Genomic DNA, 23,405 nt, shown 5'->3' with positions numbered 1-23,405 from the left:
AGCCCGGGCGGCGGCTCTCACCCTACGATGCGGGCACGGCCCGACACCGCCGTTCCGTACCGACCCGCTGACCGCCGGAGGAGGACGCGTGCCACGCCTCACCATCGCCACGACCGCCACCGCCGTGCCCATGGGCGCCCAGGCGTACGAGGGCCACGTCGCCTCCCGCGCGGGAGCCGCGCTCGACGTGCTGTCGGGTCCGGGGGAGACCTGGGAGGTGCGGCGCAGCATCGCGCGCTCGCTCCGGTCTCCGCTCCCCGGCACGGTCCGGCTCCCGATGGGCTGGCTCTCGCAGGCGCCCGCGGCACCCCGGGCCGCCGTCGGCCGGATCGTGCACCGCGGCGCGGGCCTCGTGCACCGGATGAGCCTCGAGCTGCCGCCCGCGCCCCTCGAGGTCGTGACGCTGCACGACGTCGTCGCCTGGCGGTTCGCGGACGAGTCGGCGCCGGTCCGGGCGGCGGCCGAGGAGCTGCGCCGGGCGGCTGCCGTCGTCTGCGTCTCCGAGTACACGGCCTCCGAGGCGGTCGAGGCGCTCGGCATCCGCGACCCGCACGTCGTGCCCAACGGGGTCGACGCCGCGTTCTTCGGCGCGCAGCCCCTGCCGGCCCGGCGCCTCGAGTCCCTCGGCGTCACGGGCCCGTTCGTCCTCACCGCCGGCGGCGCCTCGGAGCGCAAGAACCTCGCAGCCCTCGCCGACGCGTGGCCGGTCGTCCACCGTGCACGCCCAGACCTGACGCTCGTCCTCGCCGGGCCACCGCACCCGCGCCGCACCCAGCTGTTCACCGACCTGCCGGGCGTCGTCCTGCCCGGGCGCCTGCCCGCCGAGGACGTGCCCGGCCTCTACGCCGCGGCCGAGGTCGTCGTCGTGCCGTCGCTCGTCGAGGGGTTCGGGCTGCCCGCGCTCGAGGCCATGGCGGCCGGCGTGCCGGTCGTGGCCTCGAACCGTTCCTCGCTGCCCGAGGTCGTCGGTGACGCCGGGCTGCTCGTCGATCCCACCGGCCCGGGTCTGGCCGACGGCATCCTCGACGCCCTGTCCGCGGGCTCCGACCGGGCCGCCCTCGTCGCGCGCGGCCTCGCACGGGCGCGACGGTTCACGTGGGAGGCCAGCGCCCTCGGGCACGCCCGCGTCTGGCGGTCAGTCGGCCTCTGAACGGGCCTCTGAACGGGTCTCTCGACAGGCGTCTGAACGGATCTGCGAGGAGGCCCGGTCGCCGACGCGCACGTTCGCCGCGTCGCCACCGAGGAGCGCGACCGACAGTGCCGTCGCGGACGCCACGAGCAGCGCGCTGCCGAGGACGTCGACGGGCCGGTGCGCGTACCAGCTGACGTTGCCCACGCCGACGACGACGGCCAGAGCTGCCCCGACGCCGAGCCCGAGACGTCCGAGAGGTCGCGGCCACAGGACGCCGAGCGCGACGACGAGTGCGAACCCGAGGGTCGCGTGGTCGGACGGATAACCCTCGCCGGGAAGGCCGAGCAGCGCGGGCGCGTCGATCGTCGTCGTGACCCCTGCCGACACCGCGACGACGAGCACCGCCACGCCGACCCGACGCCACCCGCGTCGGACGACGGCGAGCAGGGCCAGCGCCACGTCGACGGGTGCGAGCGCCACGAGCAGCATGGGCCGGGCGAGCGCGTCGAGGCCGCGCCGCAGGATCGCGGGCAGCCCGTCGAGCACGACCCGGGAGAGCCAGCGGTCGACGGCATCACCGGGGGAGGTACGCAGGACAAGCAGCGCGACGACGACGAGACCGATTGCCGAGGCGACCCCGCACAGCAGCCAGACGACTCGGGTGCGACGCGACACGGGACCCCCTCTCGTGCACCCGGGCCCGACCGGCCCCTCCCGCTGATCGGCGCGACCCCGGTCCGTGGCCTCGGACGGGCTGTTAGGGTGCGATCGTCCGGTTGGCTCGCAGTGTATGGGGGTTGGCTCGATGGCTGCGAAGGACGCCGGCGCGGGAGAGGCGGCCCCGATCGTCGACATCCCGCACGAGGTGCGGATCGCCTTCGCGCACGCGGCCGCCCAGCAGCTCGTCGACCGGCTCGGCGCCCGCGCCGTCCACGTCAAGGGGGCCGCCCTCGACCCGAGCCTCGTGCCGGGGCGGAGCTACTCCGACGCCGACGTCCTCGTGCACCCGAGCGACGTGCCGGCCGTCCTGTCAGCACTGCGCGACCACGGCTGGGACCTCATCAACACCTTCGCCTACGCCTCGTCGTTCGAGCACTCCGCCACCTTCCGGCACGAGGACTTCGGGCTGCTCGACGTGCACCGCCTCTTCCCCGGTACCGGCCCGAGCCCCGAGGCCGCCTTCGAGACCCTCTGGTCCGAACGGCAGACGATCTCGCTCGGCGGCCGCCCCTGCGCCGTGCCGTCACGGCCTGCCCAGGCGTGCCTCCTGCTGCTCCATGCCGCGCGGGCCGGCAACGACGCCAAGGCTGCCCGCGACATCGACTGCGTCTGGACGAGCGCCACCGACGCCGAGCGCGCCGGCATCCTCGAGTGGGTCGACCGGCTCGACGCCCAGGTCGCCTTCTCGGTCATCACCGGCACCCTCGACGACCACGCCGCCGACCCCGCCTACGACCTCTGGCGCGTCGCGGCGCGCGGGGGCACCCGCGTCGAGGAGTGGCGCGCCCGGATCCGCGCCGCCCGCGGGCTCCGCGCCAAGCTGACGCTGGTCGGACGCTCCGTCCTCGTCAACGTCGAGCACCTGAGCATCGTGCGGGGTGCGCCACTGACCCGTCGCGAGGTCGTCGCCGAGTTCTTCGCGCGACCGGTGCGCGGCGCCCGGGAGCAGCTCCACCGCCGCCGCGGGGGTGGGTCGTGAGCGGCGCGCGCCCGGCATACGAGCCGGCCGAGGACATCGGCGCCGTCGTCTCGCCCGACGGCCTGACGGTCTGGGTGGCGGGCCTGCCGGGCGGCCCGATCCACGTGCTCGAGGGCGTCGCCGCGTCGATCTGGACGTCGGCCACGAGCGCGCCGGCCGAGGAATGGCGCACCCGGGTGGCCGCCGCGTGGGAGCAGTCCGCCGATGCCGTGGCCGAGCAGGTCGACGTGTTCGTCGCCGACCTGGTGGCGCGCGGGCTGCTGCGCCCCGTCGGCTGATCCGCCCTGCGGGTCAGCCGTGGCGGGCTGGTTGCCGCTGGTGGCCGGCGCGTTCCGCCTTGGCCATGGCCTTGGCAACCGCCTTGGCCGCGGCCTTCTCTGACCTGGAGGGCTTGATCGGCTTGACCGGCTTGGCCGGCGCGTCGGCGTCGCGGTTGTAGCCGTAGTAGCCGTAGCGGTGGGCCGTCGAGGACCCGGACGGCACCATGTTGAGGGCGAACCCGGCCACCGGCACGTCGACCGTCTCGAGGGACTGGACCGCGCTGGCGAGGTCCTTCTTCTTCGTCTTCTCCGCGCCGACGACCATGATCAGGCCGTGCGTCAGCTTGTTGATGAGCACGGCGTCGATGACGGGCACGACGGGCGGGCTGTCGACGAGGATGAAGTCGTACTGCTGGGCGAGCTTGCCGAAGAGCTGCTCCATCGGCTCGGAGCCGAGCAGCTCGCTCGGGTTCGGCGGCACGGCGCCGGCCGGCAGCACGTAGAGCGAGCTGTCGCGCCACCGCTGGATGACGTCGTCGGGCTCGGCGTGCCCGAGCAGCAGGGTCGTGAGGCCGAAGCCGCCGTCGAGGCCGAGCGCCCTGGCCACCGAGGGGTTGCGCAGGTCGCCGTCGATGAGGAGCACCCGCGAGCCGGCGTCGGCCATCGCGAGCGCGAGGTTGACGGTCGTCGTCGTCTTGCCCTCGCCCGGCACCGAGGAGGTGACGACGAAGGAGTGGCCGCCGGTGGTGACGTCGACGAAGAGGATGTTGGTGCGCAGCCGGCGGATGGCCTCGGCGTGGCGCCCGTGCGGGTCGGACTCGAGGCTGAGGAAGCCGGTGGCGTCCTTGGCGGACTTGACGAGCGGGATGTCGCCGAGGATCGGGCGCTTGGACAGCGCCCGGATGTCCTCCTCGGTGCGGACCTTGGTGTCGAGGGTGTGGGTCAGCAGGGCGAGGCCGATGCCGAGGGCGAGACCGAGCAGCCCGCCGATGAGCAGGTTGCGCCTGGCGTTCGGCGAGATCGGCTCACCCGGCACCGAGGCCGGTGAGATCGTCGTGGACTCGACCGACTGGCCGTTGGAGGCCAGCAGCGGCGAGAACTTCCGGGCCACGTCGGCCAGGACCGGCCCGGCCTCGTTGGCGACGCGCGCCACGAGCTGCGGATCGCCCCCGGTCGAGCTGATGGTCATCATGTTCGAGGTCTGCGACACCTCGCCGGACAGGCCCAGCGGCGTGCCCGGCGGCAGCCCGAGGCGCTGGGTCAGCGGCTCGCTGACCGACGGCGAGGTGAGGACGTCGAGGTACGTGGCGAGGTCGGTGGCCTGGATGGCGTACGTGCCCGACTTGCCGTCGGTGGAGCTCGGCGGCTCGGTCGCCGACAGGTAGATCTTCGTGCTGGCCGTGTAGACGGCAGGCGTCAGCATCGTCTGGACGGCCGTGGCCGCGATCACCGTCAACAGGCTGAGGACGACGATCCGCCACCGAGCCCCCAGCACAGTGAGGAAGTCTCGAAAAGTCACGGTCCCCCCGGCCGATCTCGACGGTACGTGCGAGCATCGTCCCATATCATCCGAATGCCGGGGCCAAGTCGGGACATCTGGCGCGGGGGTCCCTGGGGGAGGGGCCGGCCGGACTCACGGGTCCGGCGAGGAACGGTCAGGAGGGGGCCGATGCGGACACTGCGCGTGTCCCACAGCGCCGTCGTCGACGGCTGGCGCGAGCGCGAGCGCGCGCTGCGCCGGCTCGGTCACGACGTCGAGCTCCTCTGTGCCCGTGAGTGGTCCGAGGGCGGACGCGTCGTGCCCCTCGTGCCGCGCGACGGTGAGCCGGTCACCGGCGTCGCCACGTTCGGACGCCACCCGGCGCTCTTCGTCTACGACCCGCGCCCGCTGTGGCGGGCGCTCGGCCGCCCGCTAGACGTCGTCGACGTGCACGAGGAGCCCTTCGCTCTCGCGACGGCCGAGGTGCTGCTCCTGCGCCGGCTGCGTCGCCAGCGCGCCCCCTACGTGCTCTACTCCGCCCAGAACCTCGACAAGCGCTACCCGCCGCCGTTCCGCTGGCTCGAGCGCTGGGCGCTGCGGCACGCGTCCGGCGTCGACGTGTGCAACGACGCGGCCGGGCGCATCGTCGAGCGCAAGGGGTTCATGGGGCGGGCCCGGACCATCGACCTCGGCACCGACCTCACGACCTTCACGCCCGGGGGGTCCCGAGACGGTCGAACCCGCGACAGCCGAACCCGCGACGGTGACGTCGTCGTCGGCTACGCCGGCCGGCTCGACCCGGCCAAGGGCGTCCACGTGCTCCTCGAGGCCCTGGCGCTCGACGCCGGCCTCACCCTTCGCGTCGCCGGAGACGGCCCCGACCGCGCCCGCCTCGACGCGCTCGCCGTCGACCTCGGGGTCGCCGCCCGGGTCGAGCACCTCGGGGCCCTCGACCCGGCCGAGCTGCCCGGGTTCCTGCGCGCCGTCGACGTGCTGTGCGTTCCGTCGCTGACGACCCCGTCGTGGGTCGAGCAGTTCGGACGCGTCGCGCTCGAGGCGATGGCGTGCGGCACGCCCGTCGTCGTCAGTGACAGCGGGGCCCTGCCGGCCGTCGTCGGCGACGCCGCGCTCGTCGTCCCCGAGGGTGACGCGGCCGGGTTCGCCAAGGCGGCGGCCGAGGCCGGGCGTGACGCGGCCACGGCCGATCGGCTGCGCGAGGCCGGCCTGGCCCGTGCTGCGAAGTCGTCGTGGGAGAACGTCGCCATCGCCCACGACGCCCTGTACCGGTCGACGACGCGCACGCCGCTCGAGGCGGGCCCGGGACAGCGGCCGCTCGAGGTCGTCGTCGTCGCGTACGGCCAGCCCGCGCTGCTCGGTGCCGCGCTCGAGCCGCTGACCGGCCGGCGCGTCACCGTCGTCGACAACTCGTCCTCGCCCGCGGTCCGCGCGGTCGCCGAGCGCCACGGTGCGCGCTACGTCGACCCCGGTCGCAACGGTGGTTTCGCGGCCGGCGTCAACGAGGGACTGCGCCGGGTCGCCCCCGACGCCGACGTCCTCCTCGTCAACCCCGACGCGATCGTCGAGCCGGCCGACGTCGACCGGCTCGTCGCCGCCCTCGCGGCCGACACCGGCCTGGCGAGCGTCGGTCCGGCGCAGGCCGACCCGGAGGGGCGCGCTGCTCGCGTCACGTGGCCGTTCCCGTCGCCGCTCGGCACGTGGCTCGACGCCGTGGGGCTCGGGCGGTGGCGCCGTGACCGGTACGTCATCGGCTCGGTGCTGCTCCTGCGCCGCGAGGCCCTCGACCACGTCGGCCCGTTCGACGAGGGCCGTTTCTTCCTCTACGGCGAGGAGACCGACTGGGCCGCGCGGGCCGTGCGGCTGGGCTGGCGTCACGCCCTGGTGCCGGACGCGCACGCGGTCCACGTCGGCGCTGCGACGAGCACCGACCCCGACCGCCGCGAAGGACACGTGCAGGCCGCCCAGGAGCTCTTCCTGCGCAAGCACCACGGCGCGCTCGGCTGGCAGGCCGGCCGCGTCGGCCAGGTGCTCGGCTCTGCGGTCCGCGCTGTCGTGCTGCCGGGGGAGCGGGGCGTCGCCGCCCGTCGGCGCCTGCGCGCCAACCTCTCCGGGCCGGTTCGCGCCGAGCGAAGGCCCGCCGACTCGGTGGCGAGCGGCCTTGCGGGAGAGGGGATCTGAGGTGTCGCTGATGGATGGCGCCGTCGACGGACGCGGCTGGGCGCGGATGCGCACGGCCGGTCTCGTCGTGCTCGCCGGCGCCCTGCTGCTCGTCGTCGGGCGGTTCGCCGCGACGACGCCCGAGGCCGCGGTCGTCATCGCCGTCGCCGTGCTGGCCACCGGCGTCACGGCCGTCCAGCCGGGGCTCATTCCGCTCGCCGTGCTCCCCATGCTCTTCGCGGTGCTCCGCGTCGGCAGCCAGGGCGTCGACCTCTCGCTGTCCGACTTCGCCCTCGCGGCCGCGAGCCTGCCCGCGCTGCTGCTCGCCCGCCGGCCGTTCTCGCCGGGGATGCGCGCGGTGCTCTGGGCCTCGGCCGCCTACCAGTTCGCCACGCTCGTCACCGTCGTCAACAACCCGTACTCGGCCAACGCCGTCGAGTGGGCACACGCGTGGATGGCGGTCTCGGGCAGCCTCCTCGTCGGCTGGGCCGTCGGCGCCAACGGGCACGGCCGCACCGGCATGCGGCTCGTCGTCGCCACGATCTCGTTCCTGGCCGTCGTCACCGTCGTCGAGGGAGGCCTGCAGGTCCTCCGCGGCGACCTCTCGCCGGTCTACATCACCTTTCCCTACCCCATGCACAAGAACTTCGTCGGCACCGTCTGCTCGTTCGGCGCGACGATCCTCTACGCGCGTCCGGCCTGGGCCGGCATCGGCCGGCGCCTGCGCTGGCTGCTGCTGGCCCTCATGGTCGTGGCGATGTTCCTGACCCAGTCGCGCCAGGCCGTCGTCGGGTTCGTCGCCGCCGTCTTCGTCCTCGTCCTGCGGAGCCGCTCCGAGCACCGTCGCAGCAAGCTCGTGCTGCTCGTCCTCGCGCCGGCCGTCCTCTTCGTCACCAACCTCGTGCAGGACCAGATCAGCTCGGGCAACCAGTTCAACTCGGTGTTCCAGCGCCTCACCTGGTTCCAGGACAGCCTCGACGTGTGGGGCACCGACCCGTGGTTCGGCGTCGGCCTGCGCTGGTGGTACACCGACCGGTTCCCCGTCTCGTTCCAGCCCCCGAACGCCGAGATCGAGGTGCTCACGTCGGCGGGCGTCGTCGGCCTCGTGCTGTTCGTCGTGCTCGCCGTCGTCGCCCTGCGCGTGGCGTGGCGGCTCGACCCGGTGTACGGCTCGGTGGCGCTCGGCGTCCTCGTCAACCGGCTCGTCCAGGCCCAGTTCGACCTCTTCTGGTCGGCGGTGCAGGCCTCGGTGCCGTTCGTCGTGCTCGGCATCTGCCTCGGCGCGCAGCGGTACGCCGAGCTGCGGCGCAGCGCCCCGCCGGAGGTCGTCGAGGGGCGCCTGCCGCAGGTGTCGTGGGTGCAACCTGCGGCGCGCGTGGGTGCGCCATGACGACCATCGTGCAGATCACGCCGGAGATCGCGCCGGGGACGGGAGTGGGAGCCGTGGCCCACCACCTCGAGCAGGAGTGGCGCCGGGCGGGGGTCGACGTGCGCCGGTTCACCCTCGCCGAGTGCGGCGGCGGATGGCTGCCCGCGCCGGGGGGCGGCGTCGGCGGGCGCCTCGCGCTACTGGCCCGCGTCGTCTGGTTCTCGACCGTCGGCACGGCCCGGGCCCGCGCCCACCTGCGCGCCCACCCCGAGCAGCTGTCGGTGTGCCACAACGACGCCCTCGCCGGCGACGTCTACGTCAACCACGGCATCGTGCAGGTGGCGATGGCCTCGCGCGGCCACGCCCGGCTGCGCCTGCTGCGCAACCCGTTGCACCTGTTCACGACGGCCCGCGACCGGTACCGCTACACCCGGTCGGGGGCGCACCGTGTCGTCGTCGACCTCGTCCGCGCCGAGGACCGGCTGCTGCGCGACACCTACCCTGCACTGCGCCTGCCGACCGTCGTCATCGGCAACGGCGTCGACGTCGACCGCTTTCGCCCGCCCACGCCGGCCGAGCGTGCCGACGCCCGAGAGGCCTTGGGGCTGAAGGACGCCGACCGCGTCGTCCTCTTCATCGGCAACGAGTTCGACCGCAAGGGCCTGCCTGCCCTCACCGACGCGCTCGCCGCCACCGACCCCTCGACCCACCTCGTCGTCGTCGGCGGCACCCCGGAGCTCCTCGCCTCCGCCCGCGCGCGTGCCGACCGTGTCGGGGTCGCCGGCCGGATCCACCTCGTCGGTGCCCAGCCCGACCCGCGGCCGTGGCTGCACGCCGCCGACGTCCTCGCCACCCCGAGCGCCTACGAGTCCTACGGCCTCGTCGTCCTCGAGGCCCTGGCCTGCGGCGTGCCCGTCGTGGCGACCCCGACCGGCTGCGTGCCCGACGTGGTCGTCGACGGCGTCAACGGCGTGGTCGTCGACGCGGCTCCCGGCCGGCTGCCAGCCGCGCTCACGGTCGCGATCGAGCGCGTCCTCGCCCTGCCGCCCGACGCCACGCGCGCCGCGGCGCGCGCCACCGCCGAGGAGCACTCGTGGACGCTCGTCGCCCGGCGCTACCTCGACCTGCTCACCTCGCTCGACACGTCGGTCGACGACGGGCGGACGCCCGCCGACGCCCGGCCGGGAGGTGGCGCATGAGGGTGCTGCACGTCGTGCGCTCCGACGCGTTCGCCGGGGTCGAGAGCCATGTCGCCCGCCTCGCGCGGGCCCAGGCCGACCGCGGCGACGAGGTGCTCGTCGTCGGCGGCGACCCCGCCCGCACCGCCGCGGCCGCCGGCCCCCGCGTGCGCCACGAGCCGGCCCGCACCGTCACCGACGTGGCCCGCCGGACGCGTCTGGCGGCCGGTGGCGCCGACGTCGTCCACGCCCACATGACCGCGGCGGAGGTGGCGGCCGCGGCAGCCCTGGCCGGACGCACGGTGCCGCTCGTGGCCACCCAGCACTTCGCGCGCCCGGCCGGCAGCAACCCCGTCTCGGCGCTGGCCGCCGACCTCGCGGCCCGTCGCGTGCGGGCGCGGATCTCCATCAGCGAGCACGTCGCCCGCAGCATCGGCCGGCCCAGCACCGTCATCCACCCGGGAGTCGAGACCGTCGACGCCTCACCCACCGCGGCCGAGCGCGAGCCCGTCGTCCTCGTGGCCCAGCGCTTCGAGCGCGAGAAGGAGACCGACGTCGCCGTCCGCGCCTTCGCGGTGTCGGGCCTCGCCGCCCGCGGCTGGCGGCTGCACCTGGCCGGTGACGGCTCGGACCGGGCCGCGGTCGAAGCCCTCGTGGGTGGGCTCGGGATCGCCGACGCCACCACCTTCCTCGGCCACCGTGACGACGTCGAGCGACTCATGCTCCGTGCGTCGGTGCTCCTCGCGCCGTGCCGGGTCGAGGGCCTGGGCCTCACCGTGCTCGAGGCCATGGCGGCCGCGCTGCCGGTCGTCGCCGTCGCCGGTGGTGGCCACCTCGAGACGTCCGGCTCGGTCGAGGGGGCAGCCCTGCACGCGCCCGGCGACGCCGACACGGCCGCGACGCTGCTGTGCGCGCTCGCCGACGACCCCGAGGGGCGGGACCGGTACGGCGCGGCCCTCCAGGCCGCCCAGCGCAGCGCCTTCACGCCCGAGCGACAGGCCGAGCTGACCGACCGGCTCTACGAGGCGGTGCTCTGACATGGACCTCGTCGTCGCCTCGCTCGAGGCCTGGGACACCGTGTGGCGCCGCAACCAGCACCTCGTCAGCGGCCTCCTGCGCGAGGACCCACACCTGCGGGTCCTCTTCGTCGAGCCGGCCACCGACCCGCTCCACGCCGCCCTCGGCGCGGCTCGGCCCCGTCGCGGGCGGGGCCTGCGCCGTGGGCCGGAGCTGCCCGGCGTCGGCGCCGACGCGCTGTGGCTCTTCGAGCCGACGAAGTGGCTGCCGCGTCGGCTCGACTCCGGTGTCGACGACCGCTGGGCGCGGCAGGTGATCCGGGCCTCACGCACGGTGGGGATGGACGCGCCGGCCCTGTGGGTCAACGACCCTACCGGTGCCCTGCTCGTCACGGCGACGACGTGGCCCGCCCTCTACGACGTCACCGACGACTGGACGCTCGCCGACCGCGCCGCCGCCCAGCTCGACCGCGTCCGGGCCCAGGAGCACGTGCTCCTCGAGGGGTGCGCCGAGGTCGTCGTCTGCTCCCCGGCGCTGGCCGCCAGCAAGGGAGCCGACCGGCCGGTCACCTTGGTGCCCAACGGGGTCGACACCGCCGCCTACCGGGTCACCCGCGATCGCCCGACCGACCTGCCCGAGCAGCCCGTCGCGCTCTACGCCGGCACGCTGCACGCCGACCGCCTCGACGTCGACCTGTGCATCGACCTCTGCGAGGCGCTCGCCGGGCTGGCCGGCGGACCCGGCCGGCTCGTCCTCGTCGGGCCGGACGCCCTGGACCACCGCGACTCCGAGCGGCTGCGCGCAGCCGGCGCGCTCGTCCTGGGCGCCCGACCGAGCACCGATGTTCCCGGCTACCTCCAGCACGCCGACGTGCTCGTCGTGCCGCACGTCGTCACCCCGTTCACCGACAGCCTCGACCCCATCAAGCTCTACGAGTACGCGGCCGCCGCGCGTCCCGTCGTGTCGACGCCCGTCGCCGGGTTCCGCGAGAGCGACGACCCGCTCGTGCGCTGCGCCGACGGCGCCGGGTTCATCCTTGCCGTCGCCGAGACCCTCACGGGCTCAAGCGATCCCGCGGTCGCCGACCAGTCGGGCGGGCGTGCGCGCGCGGACGAGCGCGAGGCGCGGCTGGCCACGCTCGACTGGGACGACCGGGTGCACCGGATGCGCGAGGTGCTCGAGCGGCTCGGGGGTTCCTCGTGAGGCCCGCCTCCTTCGTCGTGCGGGCACTCGGGCGGCGGATCCGGGTGACGCTCGACGCGTCGATGCTCGAGGAGGCCCTGCACGTGTGGCACCTGTGCCTCGACGCCGGCGCCGGCACCGGAGATGCCGTGGACGCGGAGGTGCACCACGACCCACCCGTGCCCACCGTCGAGGGCGGCGCCTCGGCACGGACCCTGCGCACGGCGTCGCTGCAGGAGCTGACGCAGAGCGTCACGCATGCGGCGATCGGTGCGGCCGCCGGCCAGCTGCTCATGCTCCACGCCGGGGCCCTGTGCGACCCGCGCACCGGTGCCACCCTCGTCTACGCGGCACCCGGGGGGACCGGGAAGACGACCGTCACGAGCACCTTCGGGCCCGGCCGTGGGTACCTGACCGACGAGACGGTCGGGCTGACCCGCGACCTCACGGTGCTCGCCTACCCCAAGCCGTTGTCGGTGCGCCGGGGCGACACGGCGTTCCTCAAGCACGAGACGGCCCCGGGCGACCTCGGGCTCGCCTCGCCGACGGTGCGGCCGTGGCTGGCCGGCATCGTCGCGCTGCGCCGCGACGGGACCCCGGGCGCCCCGGTCGACGTCGAGGAGGTCGGGCTGCTCGACGCCCTCGTCCTGCTCGCCCCGGAGACGTCGTCCCTGGCCCGGCTCGACGCGCCGCTCCGACTGCTGGCCGACGCCGTCGAGGCGGCCGGCGGGCTGCGGGTCCTGCACTTCGCCGACGCGCCCGACCTCGAGCCGGTCGTCACCGAGGTCCTCGGGAGGACACGGTGAGCGGGTACGGGGCGACCACCGTCGTGCGGCTCGGGCCCGTCGTCGACGTCCTGACGACCGACCAGGGCACGGTGGCCCTCGTCGAGCGCCAGGTCGGTCACCAGGTCGTGCGCGTCTCCGACCTCGGATCCGTCGTCCTCGAGCTCCTCGAGGCCGGGCCGGCGACCGTCGCGCAGGTGGCGGCCCGGCTCGTCGAGGTATACGGCGCTCCACCCGACTCCGACGCCGTAGAGGCCACCGCGAAAGCCCTCGGTGACATGTCACGAACTGGCCTGATTTCTGCCGAAAAACCGGGCGCACAGCGGCCCTGATTTCGTTCCTCTTGTCGGTAAAACCGCTGGTCAGCGGCTTGTTTCCGGTTACATTCGAATCGTTCTCCGGGGGGAAAACATCGAGTGGGGGGAAGTACTCATGTCCAACAACCAGGGCGTCTCAGCGACGTCTCCGAGCCGACGCTCGGTCGTCAAGGGCGCCGCGTGGGCGGTGCCCGCGATCGCGGTCGCATCGGCGGCTCCGACCGTCGCCGCGTCGGCCGGTTTCCTGACCTTCTCCGGCAGCGCCTGCAAGCTGCCGGGCAACAGCTCCGACACCTTCAAGGGGTACGTCTTCGAGCTGTTCGCGCACAATGCCACCGGCCCGCTCCCGCGGGACGCCGTCACGGTCGTCGACAGCATCACGATCCAGGGCATCGCGGACGCCGGCGCCTTCAAGGTCGTCGTCAAGGACAACGCCGGCGGCTGCTCGTGCGGCCCGTGCGGCTCGAACGCCAACCACGAGTTCTGCACCAAGGACGGCGTGGCCAACCAGCGCATCCTGCTCTACACGTCCGCGAACGTCACCGGCAACAGCGCCAACGCCCTCGTGACCGTCACCTACCGCGTCTTCGACTGCAACAACACGTCCAGCTGCGGTACGGCAGGGCCCACGCAGACCGCCACGACCGTCATCGCCTCGACGCCCACCGCGCAGGAGAACGGCGGCGGCAACTGCAAGATCGACGGAATCTTCCCGCTCCCGGCCTGAGGACTCGCAGACCACCAAGGAGCGACTCACCGCGACGGCGCGGACACCACCCGGTGTCCGCGCCGTCTGTGTGACTGGTCAGGCGAGCGCGCCGAGCTGATCGCGGATCTCGTCGACGAACTCGGGCACGGCCTCGCTGCCCGTCACCGGACCGCCGGCGAGGAGACCGTCGGCCCCGAGCAGGAGCGCGGAGGGCGTGCCCCAGAAACCGAAGGTGTCGCGGAGGCGCTGGCGCGGGTCGTGCAGGCTCTGAGGCTCCTCGGTCGAGGTCAGGGCCCCCTCGCCCGGGGCCGCGGTGACGACGACGCGCACGTCGACGGCCGGCAGCTCGGTGCGCCAGTGCGGCGCCGCGGCGATGACGTCCTGGCAGCTGCCGCAGCCCTCGGACACGAAGAGGAGCAGCTGGGCACGCCGCGTCGACAGCTGGCGCAGGTCGGTCTCGGTGCCGTCGGCGAGCAGCACCGGCAGCGACGGCGTCCGTGAACGCAGGTAGTCGCCCTCGTCGTCGGTGAGGGGGCCGGACGCGGGTGCGGGCGCCGAGGGGGCGTCACCGGCGTCGGGGGAGGGAGCCGTCACGAGCCACGTCGTGAGCGCCGCGGCGCCGGCGGCGACGAGCCACGCCCAGGCCCCGTCGGTGGCGAGGCGCGCGAGGACCGACGCGCCGTCGGCCGGGCCGGGCACGACGAGGGTCAGCGCGACGAGGTTCAGCACCGCCAGGGCGAGCAGCCACGCGTTGCGCACCACGGTGCGCCGCGTGATGCGCCCCGGTGCGAACTCCCCGAAGCACGCGCAGTCCACCGGCGCCTCGAAGCCGAGCGCCCGCACGACGAGGGCGAGGTACGCGGCGAAGAGGAGGACGGCCGCGACCGCGGCGACGACGAGCAGCGCACCACCGGCGGTGACGAGCAGGACCGCGAGCAGCAGCTCGGCCCAGGGCAGCGCCTCGACCACGGCGCGGTGGCGCAGGGGAGCGGGCACGCGCAGGTCGCGGAAGGCCTCGGCCGAGCGGCTCGGCGACCTCAGCTTGCCCACCGCGCTGACGACGAGGACGGCCGCGAGGATCACGGGCGCGATGGCGAGGGCATCGGTCGGCACGTCGCGATTGTAGGCAGCGCCCTGCGCCCCGTTGGTCGCGTTCGACCACATCCGGGACCCATGTCCGCTCCGGACCCGGGTGGCAGCGGTGTCGGGGCCCTCGGGCACAATCGCGGCCATGCGCGTCGTCACGGCCAACGTCAACGGGATCCGCGCCGCGGCGAGGCGCGGCGCCCTGCCCTGGCTCCTCGCCGCAGACCCCGACGTCGTGTGCCTGCAGGAGGTCCGCGCCGGCGACGCCGACCTCGCCAAGGTCCTCGCCGAGCTCGGCTGGTCGCACTGGTCGGTCGCCCACACCGAGGGCGAGGCGAAGGGCCGTGCCGGCGTCGCGGTGCTGACGCGCGAGCCGCACACGGTCACCCGCGTCGGTCTCGACGGCGCCTTCACCGACGCCGGACGCTGGGTCGAGGCCGAGGTGGCCACGGCCTCGGGGCCGCTGACCGTCGCCTCCGCCTACGTGCACACGGGCGAGGCGGGCACCGAGCGCCAGGACGTCAAGTACGCCTTCCTCGACGCGATGACCGACCGGATGGCGCGGGCCTCGGCCGCCGACGAGCTCATGCTCGTCACCGGCGACCTCAACGTCGCCCACCGCGAGGCCGACCTCAAGAACTGGAAGGGCAACCTCACCAAGGCCGGCTTCCTCCAGGCCGAACGGGCCTACCTCGACCGCTGGTTCGACGAGCACGGCTGGGTCGACGTGCACCGCGCCCACGCCGGCGAGGGCCCGGGGCCGTACACGTGGTGGTCCTGGCGCGGCAAGGCGTTCGACAACGACGCCGGCTGGCGCATCGACTACCAGCTGGCGACGCCGCGCCTCGCGGCCGCCGCGACGACCGCGTCGGTGGGTCGCGCGCCGACGTATGCCGAGCGGTGGAGCGACCACGCACCGGTCGTCGTCGACTACGCCCTCTGAGCCGCTCCGGTCGCTCCAGCCTCTCCCATCCCTCCCGTCACGGTCGTCCCTGCCTCGGACCCATCCGGCATTCCGCCCGAAGGGCGCGCGAGCACCCGCACGGGGGCAACCTGCGCGAAACACCTCCAACGGAGCCTTTGCTGCCGTTACGCTCCGAATCGGACGTCATGGGGGGCGTCCGAGTCGTGTTCACGAACCGGGGAGGGTGCAGGACGTGTTTGACGCGAAGGGCCACACGGATGGCCACACAGGGGGGCACACCGAGAGCCCGGCCGAGGGGTCGTCGAGCCCAGCTGCCGAGCCGCTCCGCCCGAGCCGGCGCACCGTGGTACGTGGGGCCGCCTGGGCCACGCCCGTGGTGCTCGTCGCCGCGGCCGCGCCGACCGTCGCCGCCTCGGTGGTCGTCGCGCTCAAGCTCACCGGCAGCGGCTGCAAGCTGCCCGGCGGGTCCAACGACCTCGTCAAGGGCTACGTCTTCGGCATCACCATCCTCAACAGCGGCACCGTGGCGGCCGACATCGTCCTGACCTCGATCACCATCGACGGTGACAGCCTCCGTGTCGACGACGTCCTCATCCAGGACGGCGACTCGTGCGCCATCGTGGGCAGCCAGTTCCAGGTGGCGGCCGGCTCGCCGCGCAACATCGCCCTCTACACGCGCAACTACAACAAGAGCCAGGCCGGCACGCTGACCCTCGGCTACACCTACGACCCGGTCGGCCCGTCGCCTCTCGTCACCCCGCCGCCGATCACGGCCACGGTCAACGGCAGCACCTGGAACGGTGGCTGCCGTCCGTTCCCCAACTACAGCTGCGGCCTGCCGCAGGCCTGACGCCCGGCTGGTTGGGGCCCATCGGTGTCGATGGGCCAGAATGCACGCATGCCCTCGACGCCCACCGTCCCGACGTCCACGCCCCGCAGCCTGTCCGGCATGCAGCCGACGAGCGACTCGCTGCACCTCGGCAACTACATCGGGGCGCTCGTCGAGTGGGTGCGCCTGCAGCAGACGCACGACGCCTTCTACTTCGTCGCTGACCTGCACGCCCTCACCGTCGCGCCCGACCCGGCGGTCCTGCGTGAGCGGACACGCCTGACGGCCGCCCAGTTCATCGCCGGCGGCGTCGACCCCGTGGAGTCGGTGCTCTTCGTGCAGAGCCACGTGTCGCAGCACACCGAGCTCGCGTGGGTGCTCTCGTGCCTCACCGGGTTCGGCGAGGCCAGCCGGATGACCCAGTTCAAGGACAAGTCGGCCAAGGGCACCAACACCAACGTCGGCCTCTTCACCTACCCGATCCTGCAGGCCGCCGACATCCTCATCTACGACGCCGACGTCGTGCCGGTCGGTGAGGACCAGCGCCAGCACCTCGAGCTGTCCCGCGACCTCGCGACGCGCTTCAACCAGCGCTTCGGCGACACCCTCGTCGTGCCCGAGCCGCACATCATGAAGGCCACGGCCAAGATCCAGGACCTCCAGGAGCCGACGGCCAAGATGAGCAAGTCGGCGGCCACCGACACCGGTCTCGTCAGCCTCCTCGACGAGCCGAACCGCATCGTCAAGAAGATCAAGTCGGCGGTCACCGACGCCGACCGCGACATCCGCTACGACGAGGAGACCAAGCCCGGCGTCTCCAACCTCCTGTCGATCCACTCGGCCCTGTCCGGCACGGCCATCGGCGACCTCGAGGCCGCCTACGCCGGCAAGGGCTACGGCGACCTCAAGAAGGACGTCGCCGAGGTCGTCGTCGAGGCGGTGACGCCGTTCCGCGAGCGCACCCTCGCCCTCATGGACGACCGCGCCGAGCTCGACCGCATCCTCGCCTCGGGCGCCGAGCGTGCCGCCGAGGTCGCCGAGGCCACGGTGCGCCGCGTCTACGACAAGGTCGGCTTCCTGCCGCGTCCCGGTCGCGGCTGACTTCGCCCGTCAGCGCCCGTCAGCGCCCGTCAGCGTCCGTCAGCGTCCGTCAGCGGCTGTCAGGGCCAGTCAGCGCCGGTGGCGAGGATGTCGCGCAGGGCGGCCTCGACGGCGGCTGCCAGGTGGTCGGTCGTGAACGACGCTGCTACGTGGGCCGGCCCACCGGCGGCGCGGTCGCGCCACGACGCGTCGGTGAGCGCCGCGCGGAGCGCCGCGGGGTCCCCCGGGGGCACGAGCCGCACGACCGACGCGTCGACGTAGTCGGCGATGCCGCTGACGTCGCTGACGACGACGGGCGTGCCGGTCGCGAGGTTCTCCAGCAGCACGGTCTGGCCGGAGGACACCGCGGACTCCCGCAACGGCAGCGCGACGACCTCGGCACGGGCGTAGAGGTCGCGCAGCACCCCGATGGGCACGTCGGCGCGGAACTCGACGTCGGGCCGCTGGCCCGCGTCCAGCTGCGCCAACGCCGCCGCGGCCTGCTCGCGGTTCCAGGGGTCGGTGACGACGGTGCACGACACGCCGGAACCGAGCGCCCGGACCAGCGTCGGGTAGTCCTTGCCGCCGTTCGTGCCCACCGACAGCACGCCGCCGTCCCGATGGTCCTCGCGCGGACGGAACCAGGCGGTGTCGACGCCGAGCGGCACGGCGCGGACGCGTCCGGGGGCCAGCCCGAGGCGCCGGGCGAGCGGCTCGACCTGCGCCGACGCGAAGACCGTCACGGCGTCGGCGCCCGCGAGAGCCAGCCGCTGGACGCGTCCGGCGCGCCCGGGCCGCGACGTCGCCTCGAGCGCGGCGACGGTGAGCACGACGACCGGCCGACGCAGCAGGCCCAGCCGGCGCAGCAGCAGCGCGGGCAGCGCCGCTGCCTCGTGCGTGGCGACGACGACGTCGAGCCGCCGTTGCTCGCGCAGCAGCCAGGTCGCCTGCGCCGCCCGCCACTCGAGGGCCCGCGGCAGGCGCAGCCACCGGCGTCGACGCGTCAGGTGGCGCACGTCGTGGCCGCGGGCGGCCAGCTCGGCCATCCCGAAGAGACGGTGCGACGGGACGCGCCCGGCGGCGACGTCGCGGAACTCGTGCCCCCAGTCGCTGACGAACAGCGCCGCGACCCGCAGCGGCTGCCGGCGACCACCGGTGGCGTCGGGGGCGGGTCGGCCGGGCACGGGCCCAGCGTACGGTCGGGCGGCGCGTCGCCCGGGCGGCTCGCCGCCCGACCGTACGCTCGGTGCGAGCCCGACCCGGCCCGGACGGGTGCGCCGCATCCGCATTCGGTACGGTCGGGGTCGTGACTGCTGCGCCCCGGACGATCGGTGTCTCGATCCCGATCCCGTCACCCCACGGCGAGTTCCTCGAGGGCCGCCGGGCGGACTTCGGCGACCCCGAGGCGTCGAAGATCCCCGCGCACATCACCCTGCTGCCGCCGACGCCGGTCGACGACGACGTCTACGCGGCGTTCCGCGCGCACTGTGCGGACGTCGCCGAGCGGCACGCCCCCTTCGAGGTCGTGCTCCGCGGCACCGGCACGTTCCGCCCGGTGTCCGACGTCGTGTTCATCCAGGTCGCCCAGGGCGTCTCCGCGTGCGAGGCCCTGGAGAAGCACCTGCGGTCCGGGCCGGTCACGCGCAGCCTCGAGTTCTACTACCACCCGCACGTGACGGTCGCCCACAACGTGCCCGCGCCCGACCTCGACCGCGCCTTCGAGGAGCTCGCGGGCTACGCCGTGCAGTTCACCGTCGGGGCGCTCCACCTCTACGAACAGGGTACGGACGAGGTGTGGCGCCCCGTCCACACCTACGCACTGTCTGGAGGCTGACCCCGTGCCCGAGTGGCTGAAGCGGACGATCGATCGGCTCAAGGCCACGCACGCCTACGAGTCCTGGCAGCGGTTCAGCGCAGCCAATGGCAACCTGCTCGCCGCCGGCGTCGGCTACTTCGCCTTCTTCTCGGTCTTCCCGGCCGTCGCCCTCGCGTTCGCGATCTTCGGCTTCTTCCTGCAGGACCGGCCCGACCTGCTCGCCGCCATCGCCGACACCCTGAACCAGATCCTGCCCGGCATGGTCAAGACGCCCGAGAACCCGAACGGGATCATCAGCGTCGAGGCGCCATCGAGCCTGACGCTGACCGTCACCGGGCTCGTCTCCTTCGTGACCCTGCTGCTCGCAGGCCTCGGTTGGGTGGGTGCGCTGCGCACGGGGATCCGCGGCATCTTCGGGTTCGACAAGGCGTCCGGCAACGCGGTGACGGCCAAGGCCCGCGACCTGCTCGTCCTCGTCACCCTGGGCGTGGCCGTCGTCGTGTCGGCGATCCTGACGAGCGCGGCCGGCGGGCTCGCCTCGTGGGTGGCGTCCCGGGTCGGCCTGGCCGGCAACGCCGCCGTCGTGGCGCTGGCCGGAGCCGCGGTCGGGTTCGCCGTCGACACGCTCATCATGGTGGTGCTCCTGCGGGTCCTGTCCGGGGTGCCCCTGCCGTGGCCGAAGGTTCGCGACGCCGCCCTGCTCGGCGCCCTGGCCCTCACCGTCCTCAAGCTGCTCGGCGCCTGGCTCATCGGCCGGGCCACCGCCAACCCCCTGCTGGGTGCCGTCGCACTGTCGGTGGGTCTGCTCGTCTGGCTCAACCTCATCTCACGCGTCGTCCTGCTGTCGGCCGCGTGGGCCGCCGGACGCGCCGACCTCAGCGGCCTCGAGCCCGAGGGGGTGCGGCTCGGGCCGGGCCAGGTCGCCCGGCCCTCGTTCGTCGCGCCCGTGGCCGCGCGCAGCGACACCCGCCTGGTGCCGTACGGCGGCACCGATCCCGAGGTCCACACCGGCGGGGCCGGGGGTCCTGTGCCCGTCCCGTCGGGCCAGCACGGCACGGCGGCCGGTGTCCCGTCGCGAGCCGTCGACCGGGCGAGCGTGGCGGCAGGGTTCGTCCTGGGCGGATTCACCGTGTTCGTCGCCGGAGCGGCCCGGAGGCTGCGTAGGGTGGCGGCACGCTGACCCGGGTGCCCGGGGACGGCCTCACCGGGGGAGAAGGACCGACCGTGCAACCGCTTCAGCAGGACGTCTACGTCGACAACGCACGCCTCGACGTCGCACCGTTCGTCCCGGCAGAGGCCCGTGCCGTGCTCGACGTCGGTTGCGGCGCAGGCGGTTTCGGCGTGACCCTCCGACGCGTCCTCGGCCCGGACGCGCGGGTCGTCGGCATCGAGGCGGTCGCCTCGCAGGCTGCGGCCGCGCGCGAGGGCCACGGCTTCGACGAGGTCGTCGAGGGCTACTTCCCCGACGCGCTCGAGGGCCGGGCCGAGCGCTACGACGCCGTGTTCTTCAACGACGTCCTCGAGCACCTCGTCGACCCGTGGTCGGTGCTGCGTCAGGTGCCGCCGCTGCTCACCGAGACCGGTGTCGTCGTCGCGGCGATCCCGAGCATCCGGTACGCACCCGTCGTCCTCAAGCTGCTCCGCGGCCGCTGGGACTACGTCGACCAGGGCACCCTCGACCGCACCCACCTGCGGTTCTTCACCCGCGCGACCATGGTCGAGATGTTCCAGGACTGCGGCTACGAGGTGCTCTCCTGCGAGGGCGCTAACACGATGGGCCGGCGCTGGGCCGCGAGCGACTCAGCGCTGCTGCGCGCCGCCGCCCGCGTCGTGCCACTGCCCTTCGGCGACATGGCGTACGTGCACTTCGTCGTCGTCGCCCGTCCCCGACGCCCCTGACCGTCGCCCCCTGACCGTCGCCCCTGACCGTCGCCCCCTGACCGACGCCCCTGACCGTCGACCCTGACCGTCGACCCTGACCGTCGCCTCTGTCCTCGAGTGAGCACGAAACCCCACCCGTCACGCGGTCAGAGCCGGGCTCGGCGGCGGCGTCGGACACTGGCGCCGACGCCGACGACCCCCGCGGTGACGAGCAGGCCGACGCCCGCCAGCACCGCGAGCGACCCGGGGTCGCTCGCCGTGACCGTCGACCCGGCCACGGGCGTGCCCGTCGATCCGGACGCGCCCGGGGTCCGACCGGCCGACGAGCCGGCACCGGCGGTCGCCGACGGCAGCGGCGTCAGGGCAGGCGCGGCGACCGGGGGCGCCGCCTCACCGGGGTCGACGAGCCGGCCCACCGGCGTCACCCGGTGGGCGTTGGCGAAGCCCCAGTCGAGCAGCGCGGCGGTCGGCTTCCACGAGCCCGTGACGCTGCCCATCTGCGCGACGAGGAGCGTGCGCCCGCCGCGGGTGGCCGCCCCGATGAAGGTGTGCTGGGCCCGGTCGGTGCGACCCGGCTTGACGCCGATGGCGCCGGGGTAGTGCCGCAGGAGGTCGTTGATGTTGTAGACGTGGAACGGCTTCCAGACCTTCCCCTTCGCGTCGCGGCCACCCGGGAAGACGGCGTCGCGCTTGACCACGGCGGTGCGGAACTCGGGCAGGCGCATCGCGTCGCGGGCGATGACGGCGAGGTCGTAGGCGCTCGAGCGCTGGTCGCCGTCGTCGAGGCCGCTCGGGTCGACGACGAGCGTGTCGAACGCGCCGACCTCCCGCGCCCGCGCGTTCATCAGCTCGACGGTGTGGTCGTAGCCCCCGGCCGCGTCGGCGAGGGCGTACACGGCGTCGTTGGCCGAGAACATGAGCATCGCGTCGACGAGGTTCGCCACCGGGTAGCGGTTGCCGGCGAGGATGCCGACGCGCGTGCCGGCCGCGGCCTGCGCGTCCGGGGAGGCGACGACGACCTGGTGCGGGTCGAGCAGCGGAAGCAGGGTCAGGGCGGTGAGGGTCTTGAGGGTGCTCGCCGGCCGGAGCCACGCGTGCGCCGACTTCGCCGCGAGCACCTCGCCGGTCGTGAGGTCGGCGACGACGTAGGACACGTCGTACACGGCGGGCGGCATCGGCGTGCCCGGCTCGGCATCGACGACGACGCCCTTCGACGCGAGGCGCGGGCCGCCGACGACGGTGTCCGGGTCCCAGGCGGGTTGCGCGAACGGCGTCGGGGCGGCGTTGCGGCACACCACGCGCGGGCGCGGCGCGGGCTTGGCACCGGGCTTGTTACCGGGCTTCGCGACCGGTTTCGTCGTCGGCGGACGCGCGGCGGGGGGCTCGGCGGTGGGGAAGACGCGGGGCGTCAGGACGGTGCCGGGTGGCACGGTCACCGCCGTCTGCCACGGCTGGCACGCCAGCGCGGTCAGCCCTTGCGGGGCGCGGGCAGCTGCCGAGGCCGGCCCCGCGCTGCCTCCCGCGACCGCGAGCGACGCCGCGAGAGCAGCAACGACGCCGGGGGCCACGACGCGCGCGGCGGTGCGGCGTCGGGACGGTCGGGCCGTTCGGCTCCGGCGGGTCGGGGTGGCGCTGGTCATGGCGGGCAAAGACTAACCCGCCCCGGTGGTCCGGGGCGGGTCGTCGGTGGGCGTGGCGCGGACGCGTCGGGACGCGTCCGGTGGCGCCGTGGCGGACGGTGTCAGCGGCCGTGCGAGAGCGCGCGGCGCAGGTCCTGGTTGAGCTGGTTGATGACGTCCATCGGGATCTCCTTCGGGCACGCCGAGGCGCACTCGCCGATGTTCGTGCAGCCGCCGAAGCCCTCGGCGTCGTGCTGGCTCACCATGTCGACGACGCGGGCGTCGCGCTCCGGCTGGCCCTGCGGCAGCTCGCCGAGGTGGGTGATCTTGGCACCCATGAAGAGCATGCCCGACGCGTTGGGGCACGCCGCGACGCAGGCGCCGCAGCCGATGCAGGCCGCCGCCATGAACGAGCGGTCCGCGGCCGGCTTGGGCACCGGCACCGAGTGGGCCTCGGGGGCCGAGCCGGTGTTGGCGCTGATGAAGCCGCCCGCCTGGATGATCCGGTCGAAGGCGCCACGGTCGACGACGAGGTCCTTGATGACCGGGAACGCGTCGGCGCGCCACGGCTCGACGGTGATGACGTCGCCGTCGGAGAAGCTGCGCATGTGCAGCTGGCACGTCGTCGTCACCTCGGGGCCGTGCGCCTTGCCCGAGATCATCAGGCCGCACATGCCGCAGATGCCCTCGCGACAGTCGGAGTCGAAGGCGATCGGCTCCTCGCCGCGGGCGTTGAGCTGCTCGTTGAGCACGTCGAGCATCTCGAGGAAGGACATGTCGGGGGAGATGTCGCTGACCGGGTAGGTCACCATCTCGCCCTTGGACGTCGGACCGGCCTGGCGCCAGATCTTCAGGGTCAGGTTCAT

The 23,405-nt window shown here is 74.2% G+C and carries 23 protein-coding genes; 17 read left to right on the top strand and 6 right to left on the bottom strand.

The window, feature by feature from the left end:
* Window positions 1–88 precede the first annotated feature (88 nt).
* Window positions 89–1,150 (top strand): glycosyltransferase family 4 protein, encoded by a 1,062-nt coding sequence (locus RY076_RS18285; RefSeq protein ID WP_323100578.1) that lies wholly within the window; start codon window positions 89–91, stop codon window positions 1,148–1,150.
* Here the strand turns inward: RY076_RS18285 and RY076_RS18280 are convergent.
* A complete protein-coding gene (locus tag RY076_RS18280; RefSeq protein ID WP_323100577.1) occupies window positions 1,136–1,807 on the bottom strand; it encodes a phosphatase PAP2 family protein in 672 nt (223 codons plus the stop codon). The two genes, RY076_RS18285 and RY076_RS18280, sit on opposite strands and share 15 nt — an antisense overlap.
* Window positions 1,808–1,937: 130 nt before the next feature.
* Between RY076_RS18280 and RY076_RS18275 the strand changes: the two genes are divergently transcribed.
* Both RY076_RS18275 and RY076_RS18270 read left to right on the top strand, forming a co-directional pair.
* The gene (locus RY076_RS18275; RefSeq protein ID WP_323100576.1) at window positions 1,938–2,831 is read left to right on the top strand and encodes a nucleotidyltransferase family protein; all 894 of its coding nucleotides are present in this window, start codon (window positions 1,938–1,940) and stop codon (window positions 2,829–2,831) included.
* Window positions 2,828–3,109, top strand: coding sequence for a hypothetical protein (locus tag RY076_RS18270; protein WP_323100575.1), 282 nt, complete (start codon window positions 2,828–2,830; stop codon window positions 3,107–3,109). Before RY076_RS18275 ends, RY076_RS18270 begins: the two co-directional genes overlap by 4 nt.
* Window positions 3,110–3,122: 13 nt before the next feature.
* Here RY076_RS18270 and RY076_RS18265 read toward each other — a convergent pair whose 3' ends face one another.
* Window positions 3,123–4,541 (bottom strand): tyrosine-protein kinase domain-containing protein, encoded by a 1,419-nt coding sequence (locus tag RY076_RS18265; RefSeq protein WP_323100574.1) that lies wholly within the window; start codon window positions 4,539–4,541, stop codon window positions 3,123–3,125.
* Between the two features lie 219 nt (window positions 4,542–4,760).
* On the opposite strand from RY076_RS18265, the gene RY076_RS18260 reads away from it, so the two are divergent.
* The 8 genes from RY076_RS18260 to RY076_RS18225 all read left to right on the top strand — a co-directional run bounded on the left by RY076_RS18260 (window position 4,761) and on the right by RY076_RS18225 (window position 13,321).
* Entirely contained in the window at window positions 4,761–6,767 is a 2,007-nt protein-coding gene (locus RY076_RS18260) for a glycosyltransferase (RefSeq protein ID WP_323100573.1), read from the top strand.
* Between the two features lie 10 nt (window positions 6,768–6,777).
* Window positions 6,778–8,136, top strand: coding sequence for an O-antigen ligase family protein (locus RY076_RS18255; RefSeq protein ID WP_323100571.1), 1,359 nt, complete (start codon window positions 6,778–6,780; stop codon window positions 8,134–8,136).
* Window positions 8,133–9,314 (top strand): glycosyltransferase family 4 protein, encoded by a 1,182-nt coding sequence (locus tag RY076_RS18250; RefSeq protein WP_323100569.1) that lies wholly within the window; start codon window positions 8,133–8,135, stop codon window positions 9,312–9,314. Before RY076_RS18255 ends, RY076_RS18250 begins: the two co-directional genes overlap by 4 nt.
* Window positions 9,311–10,330, top strand: a complete 1,020-nt coding sequence (locus RY076_RS18245) for a glycosyltransferase family 4 protein (RefSeq protein ID WP_323100567.1) — start codon at window positions 9,311–9,313, stop codon at window positions 10,328–10,330. The genes RY076_RS18250 and RY076_RS18245 overlap by 4 nt, the downstream gene beginning before the upstream one ends.
* Window position 10,331: 1 nt before the next feature.
* Window positions 10,332–11,513 carry a glycosyltransferase gene (locus tag RY076_RS18240; RefSeq protein WP_323100565.1) on the top strand — a complete coding sequence of 394 codons (1,182 nt, stop codon included), beginning with the start codon at window positions 10,332–10,334 and terminating at the stop codon, window positions 11,511–11,513.
* A complete protein-coding gene (locus tag RY076_RS18235; RefSeq protein WP_323100563.1) occupies window positions 11,510–12,298 on the top strand; it encodes a hypothetical protein in 789 nt (262 codons plus the stop codon). Before RY076_RS18240 ends, RY076_RS18235 begins: the two co-directional genes overlap by 4 nt.
* Window positions 12,295–12,609 (top strand): PqqD family peptide modification chaperone, encoded by a 315-nt coding sequence (locus RY076_RS18230; RefSeq protein ID WP_323100561.1) that lies wholly within the window; start codon window positions 12,295–12,297, stop codon window positions 12,607–12,609. Before RY076_RS18235 ends, RY076_RS18230 begins: the two co-directional genes overlap by 4 nt.
* Window positions 12,610–12,709: 100 nt before the next feature.
* Complete coding sequence (locus RY076_RS18225) at window positions 12,710–13,321, top strand: hypothetical protein (RefSeq protein ID WP_323100559.1); 612 nt, start codon at window positions 12,710–12,712, stop codon at window positions 13,319–13,321.
* 78 nt (window positions 13,322–13,399) lie between these two features.
* Here the strand turns inward: RY076_RS18225 and RY076_RS18220 are convergent, their stop codons facing one another.
* Window positions 13,400–14,416 (bottom strand): MauE/DoxX family redox-associated membrane protein, encoded by a 1,017-nt coding sequence (locus RY076_RS18220; protein WP_323100557.1) that lies wholly within the window; start codon window positions 14,414–14,416, stop codon window positions 13,400–13,402.
* A gap of 118 nt (window positions 14,417–14,534) precedes the next feature.
* Here RY076_RS18220 and RY076_RS18215 point away from each other — a divergent pair, with 118 nt between their 5' ends.
* The 3 genes from RY076_RS18215 (at window position 14,535) to trpS (ending at window position 17,244) form a co-directional block, all read left to right on the top strand.
* Window positions 14,535–15,332 carry an exodeoxyribonuclease III gene (locus RY076_RS18215; protein WP_323100556.1) on the top strand — a complete coding sequence of 266 codons (798 nt, stop codon included), beginning with the start codon at window positions 14,535–14,537 and terminating at the stop codon, window positions 15,330–15,332.
* Window positions 15,333–15,657: 325 nt separating this feature from the next.
* On the top strand, window positions 15,658–16,164 hold the full coding sequence (locus RY076_RS18210) for a hypothetical protein (RefSeq protein WP_323100555.1): 507 nt from the start codon (window positions 15,658–15,660) through the stop codon (window positions 16,162–16,164).
* Between the two features lie 30 nt (window positions 16,165–16,194).
* On the top strand, window positions 16,195–17,244 hold the full coding sequence (trpS, locus tag RY076_RS18205; protein WP_413785795.1) for a tryptophan--tRNA ligase: 1,050 nt from the start codon (window positions 16,195–16,197) through the stop codon (window positions 17,242–17,244).
* A 59-nt stretch (window positions 17,245–17,303) separates the two neighbouring features.
* Here the strand turns inward: trpS and RY076_RS18200 are convergent, their stop codons facing one another.
* Window positions 17,304–18,407 (bottom strand): glycosyltransferase family 4 protein, encoded by a 1,104-nt coding sequence (locus tag RY076_RS18200; protein ID WP_323100552.1) that lies wholly within the window; start codon window positions 18,405–18,407, stop codon window positions 17,304–17,306.
* A 122-nt stretch (window positions 18,408–18,529) separates the two neighbouring features.
* Between RY076_RS18200 and RY076_RS18195 the strand changes: the two genes are divergently transcribed.
* Genes RY076_RS18195 through RY076_RS18185 form a run of 3 tightly spaced genes read left to right on the top strand, consistent with a single transcriptional unit; the run spans window position 18,530 to window position 20,938 of the window.
* Window positions 18,530–19,057 (top strand): 2'-5' RNA ligase family protein, encoded by a 528-nt coding sequence (locus RY076_RS18195; RefSeq protein ID WP_323100550.1) that lies wholly within the window; start codon window positions 18,530–18,532, stop codon window positions 19,055–19,057.
* Between the two features lie 4 nt (window positions 19,058–19,061).
* Window positions 19,062–20,219 (top strand): YihY/virulence factor BrkB family protein, encoded by a 1,158-nt coding sequence (locus RY076_RS18190; protein WP_323100548.1) that lies wholly within the window; start codon window positions 19,062–19,064, stop codon window positions 20,217–20,219.
* Between the two features lie 44 nt (window positions 20,220–20,263).
* Window positions 20,264–20,938, top strand: coding sequence for a class I SAM-dependent methyltransferase (locus RY076_RS18185; protein WP_323100547.1), 675 nt, complete (start codon window positions 20,264–20,266; stop codon window positions 20,936–20,938).
* A gap of 128 nt (window positions 20,939–21,066) precedes the next feature.
* Here RY076_RS18185 and RY076_RS18180 read toward each other — a convergent pair whose 3' ends face one another.
* Both RY076_RS18180 and RY076_RS18175 read right to left on the bottom strand, forming a co-directional pair.
* Complete coding sequence (locus RY076_RS18180) at window positions 21,067–22,560, bottom strand: D-alanyl-D-alanine carboxypeptidase family protein (RefSeq protein ID WP_323100546.1); 1,494 nt, start codon at window positions 22,558–22,560, stop codon at window positions 21,067–21,069.
* 101 nt (window positions 22,561–22,661) lie between these two features.
* Window positions 22,662–23,405 carry a succinate dehydrogenase/fumarate reductase iron-sulfur subunit gene (locus RY076_RS18175; RefSeq protein ID WP_323100545.1) on the bottom strand — a complete coding sequence of 248 codons (744 nt, stop codon included), beginning with the start codon at window positions 23,403–23,405 and terminating at the stop codon, window positions 22,662–22,664.

The organism is Intrasporangium zincisolvens, from assembly GCF_034724055.1.
GTDB classification, from domain to species: domain Bacteria; phylum Actinomycetota; class Actinomycetes; order Actinomycetales; family Dermatophilaceae; genus Monashia; species Monashia zincisolvens.
Note: the sequence above shows the minus strand (reverse complement) of the source record. Positions and strands in the feature narration are given on the sequence as shown.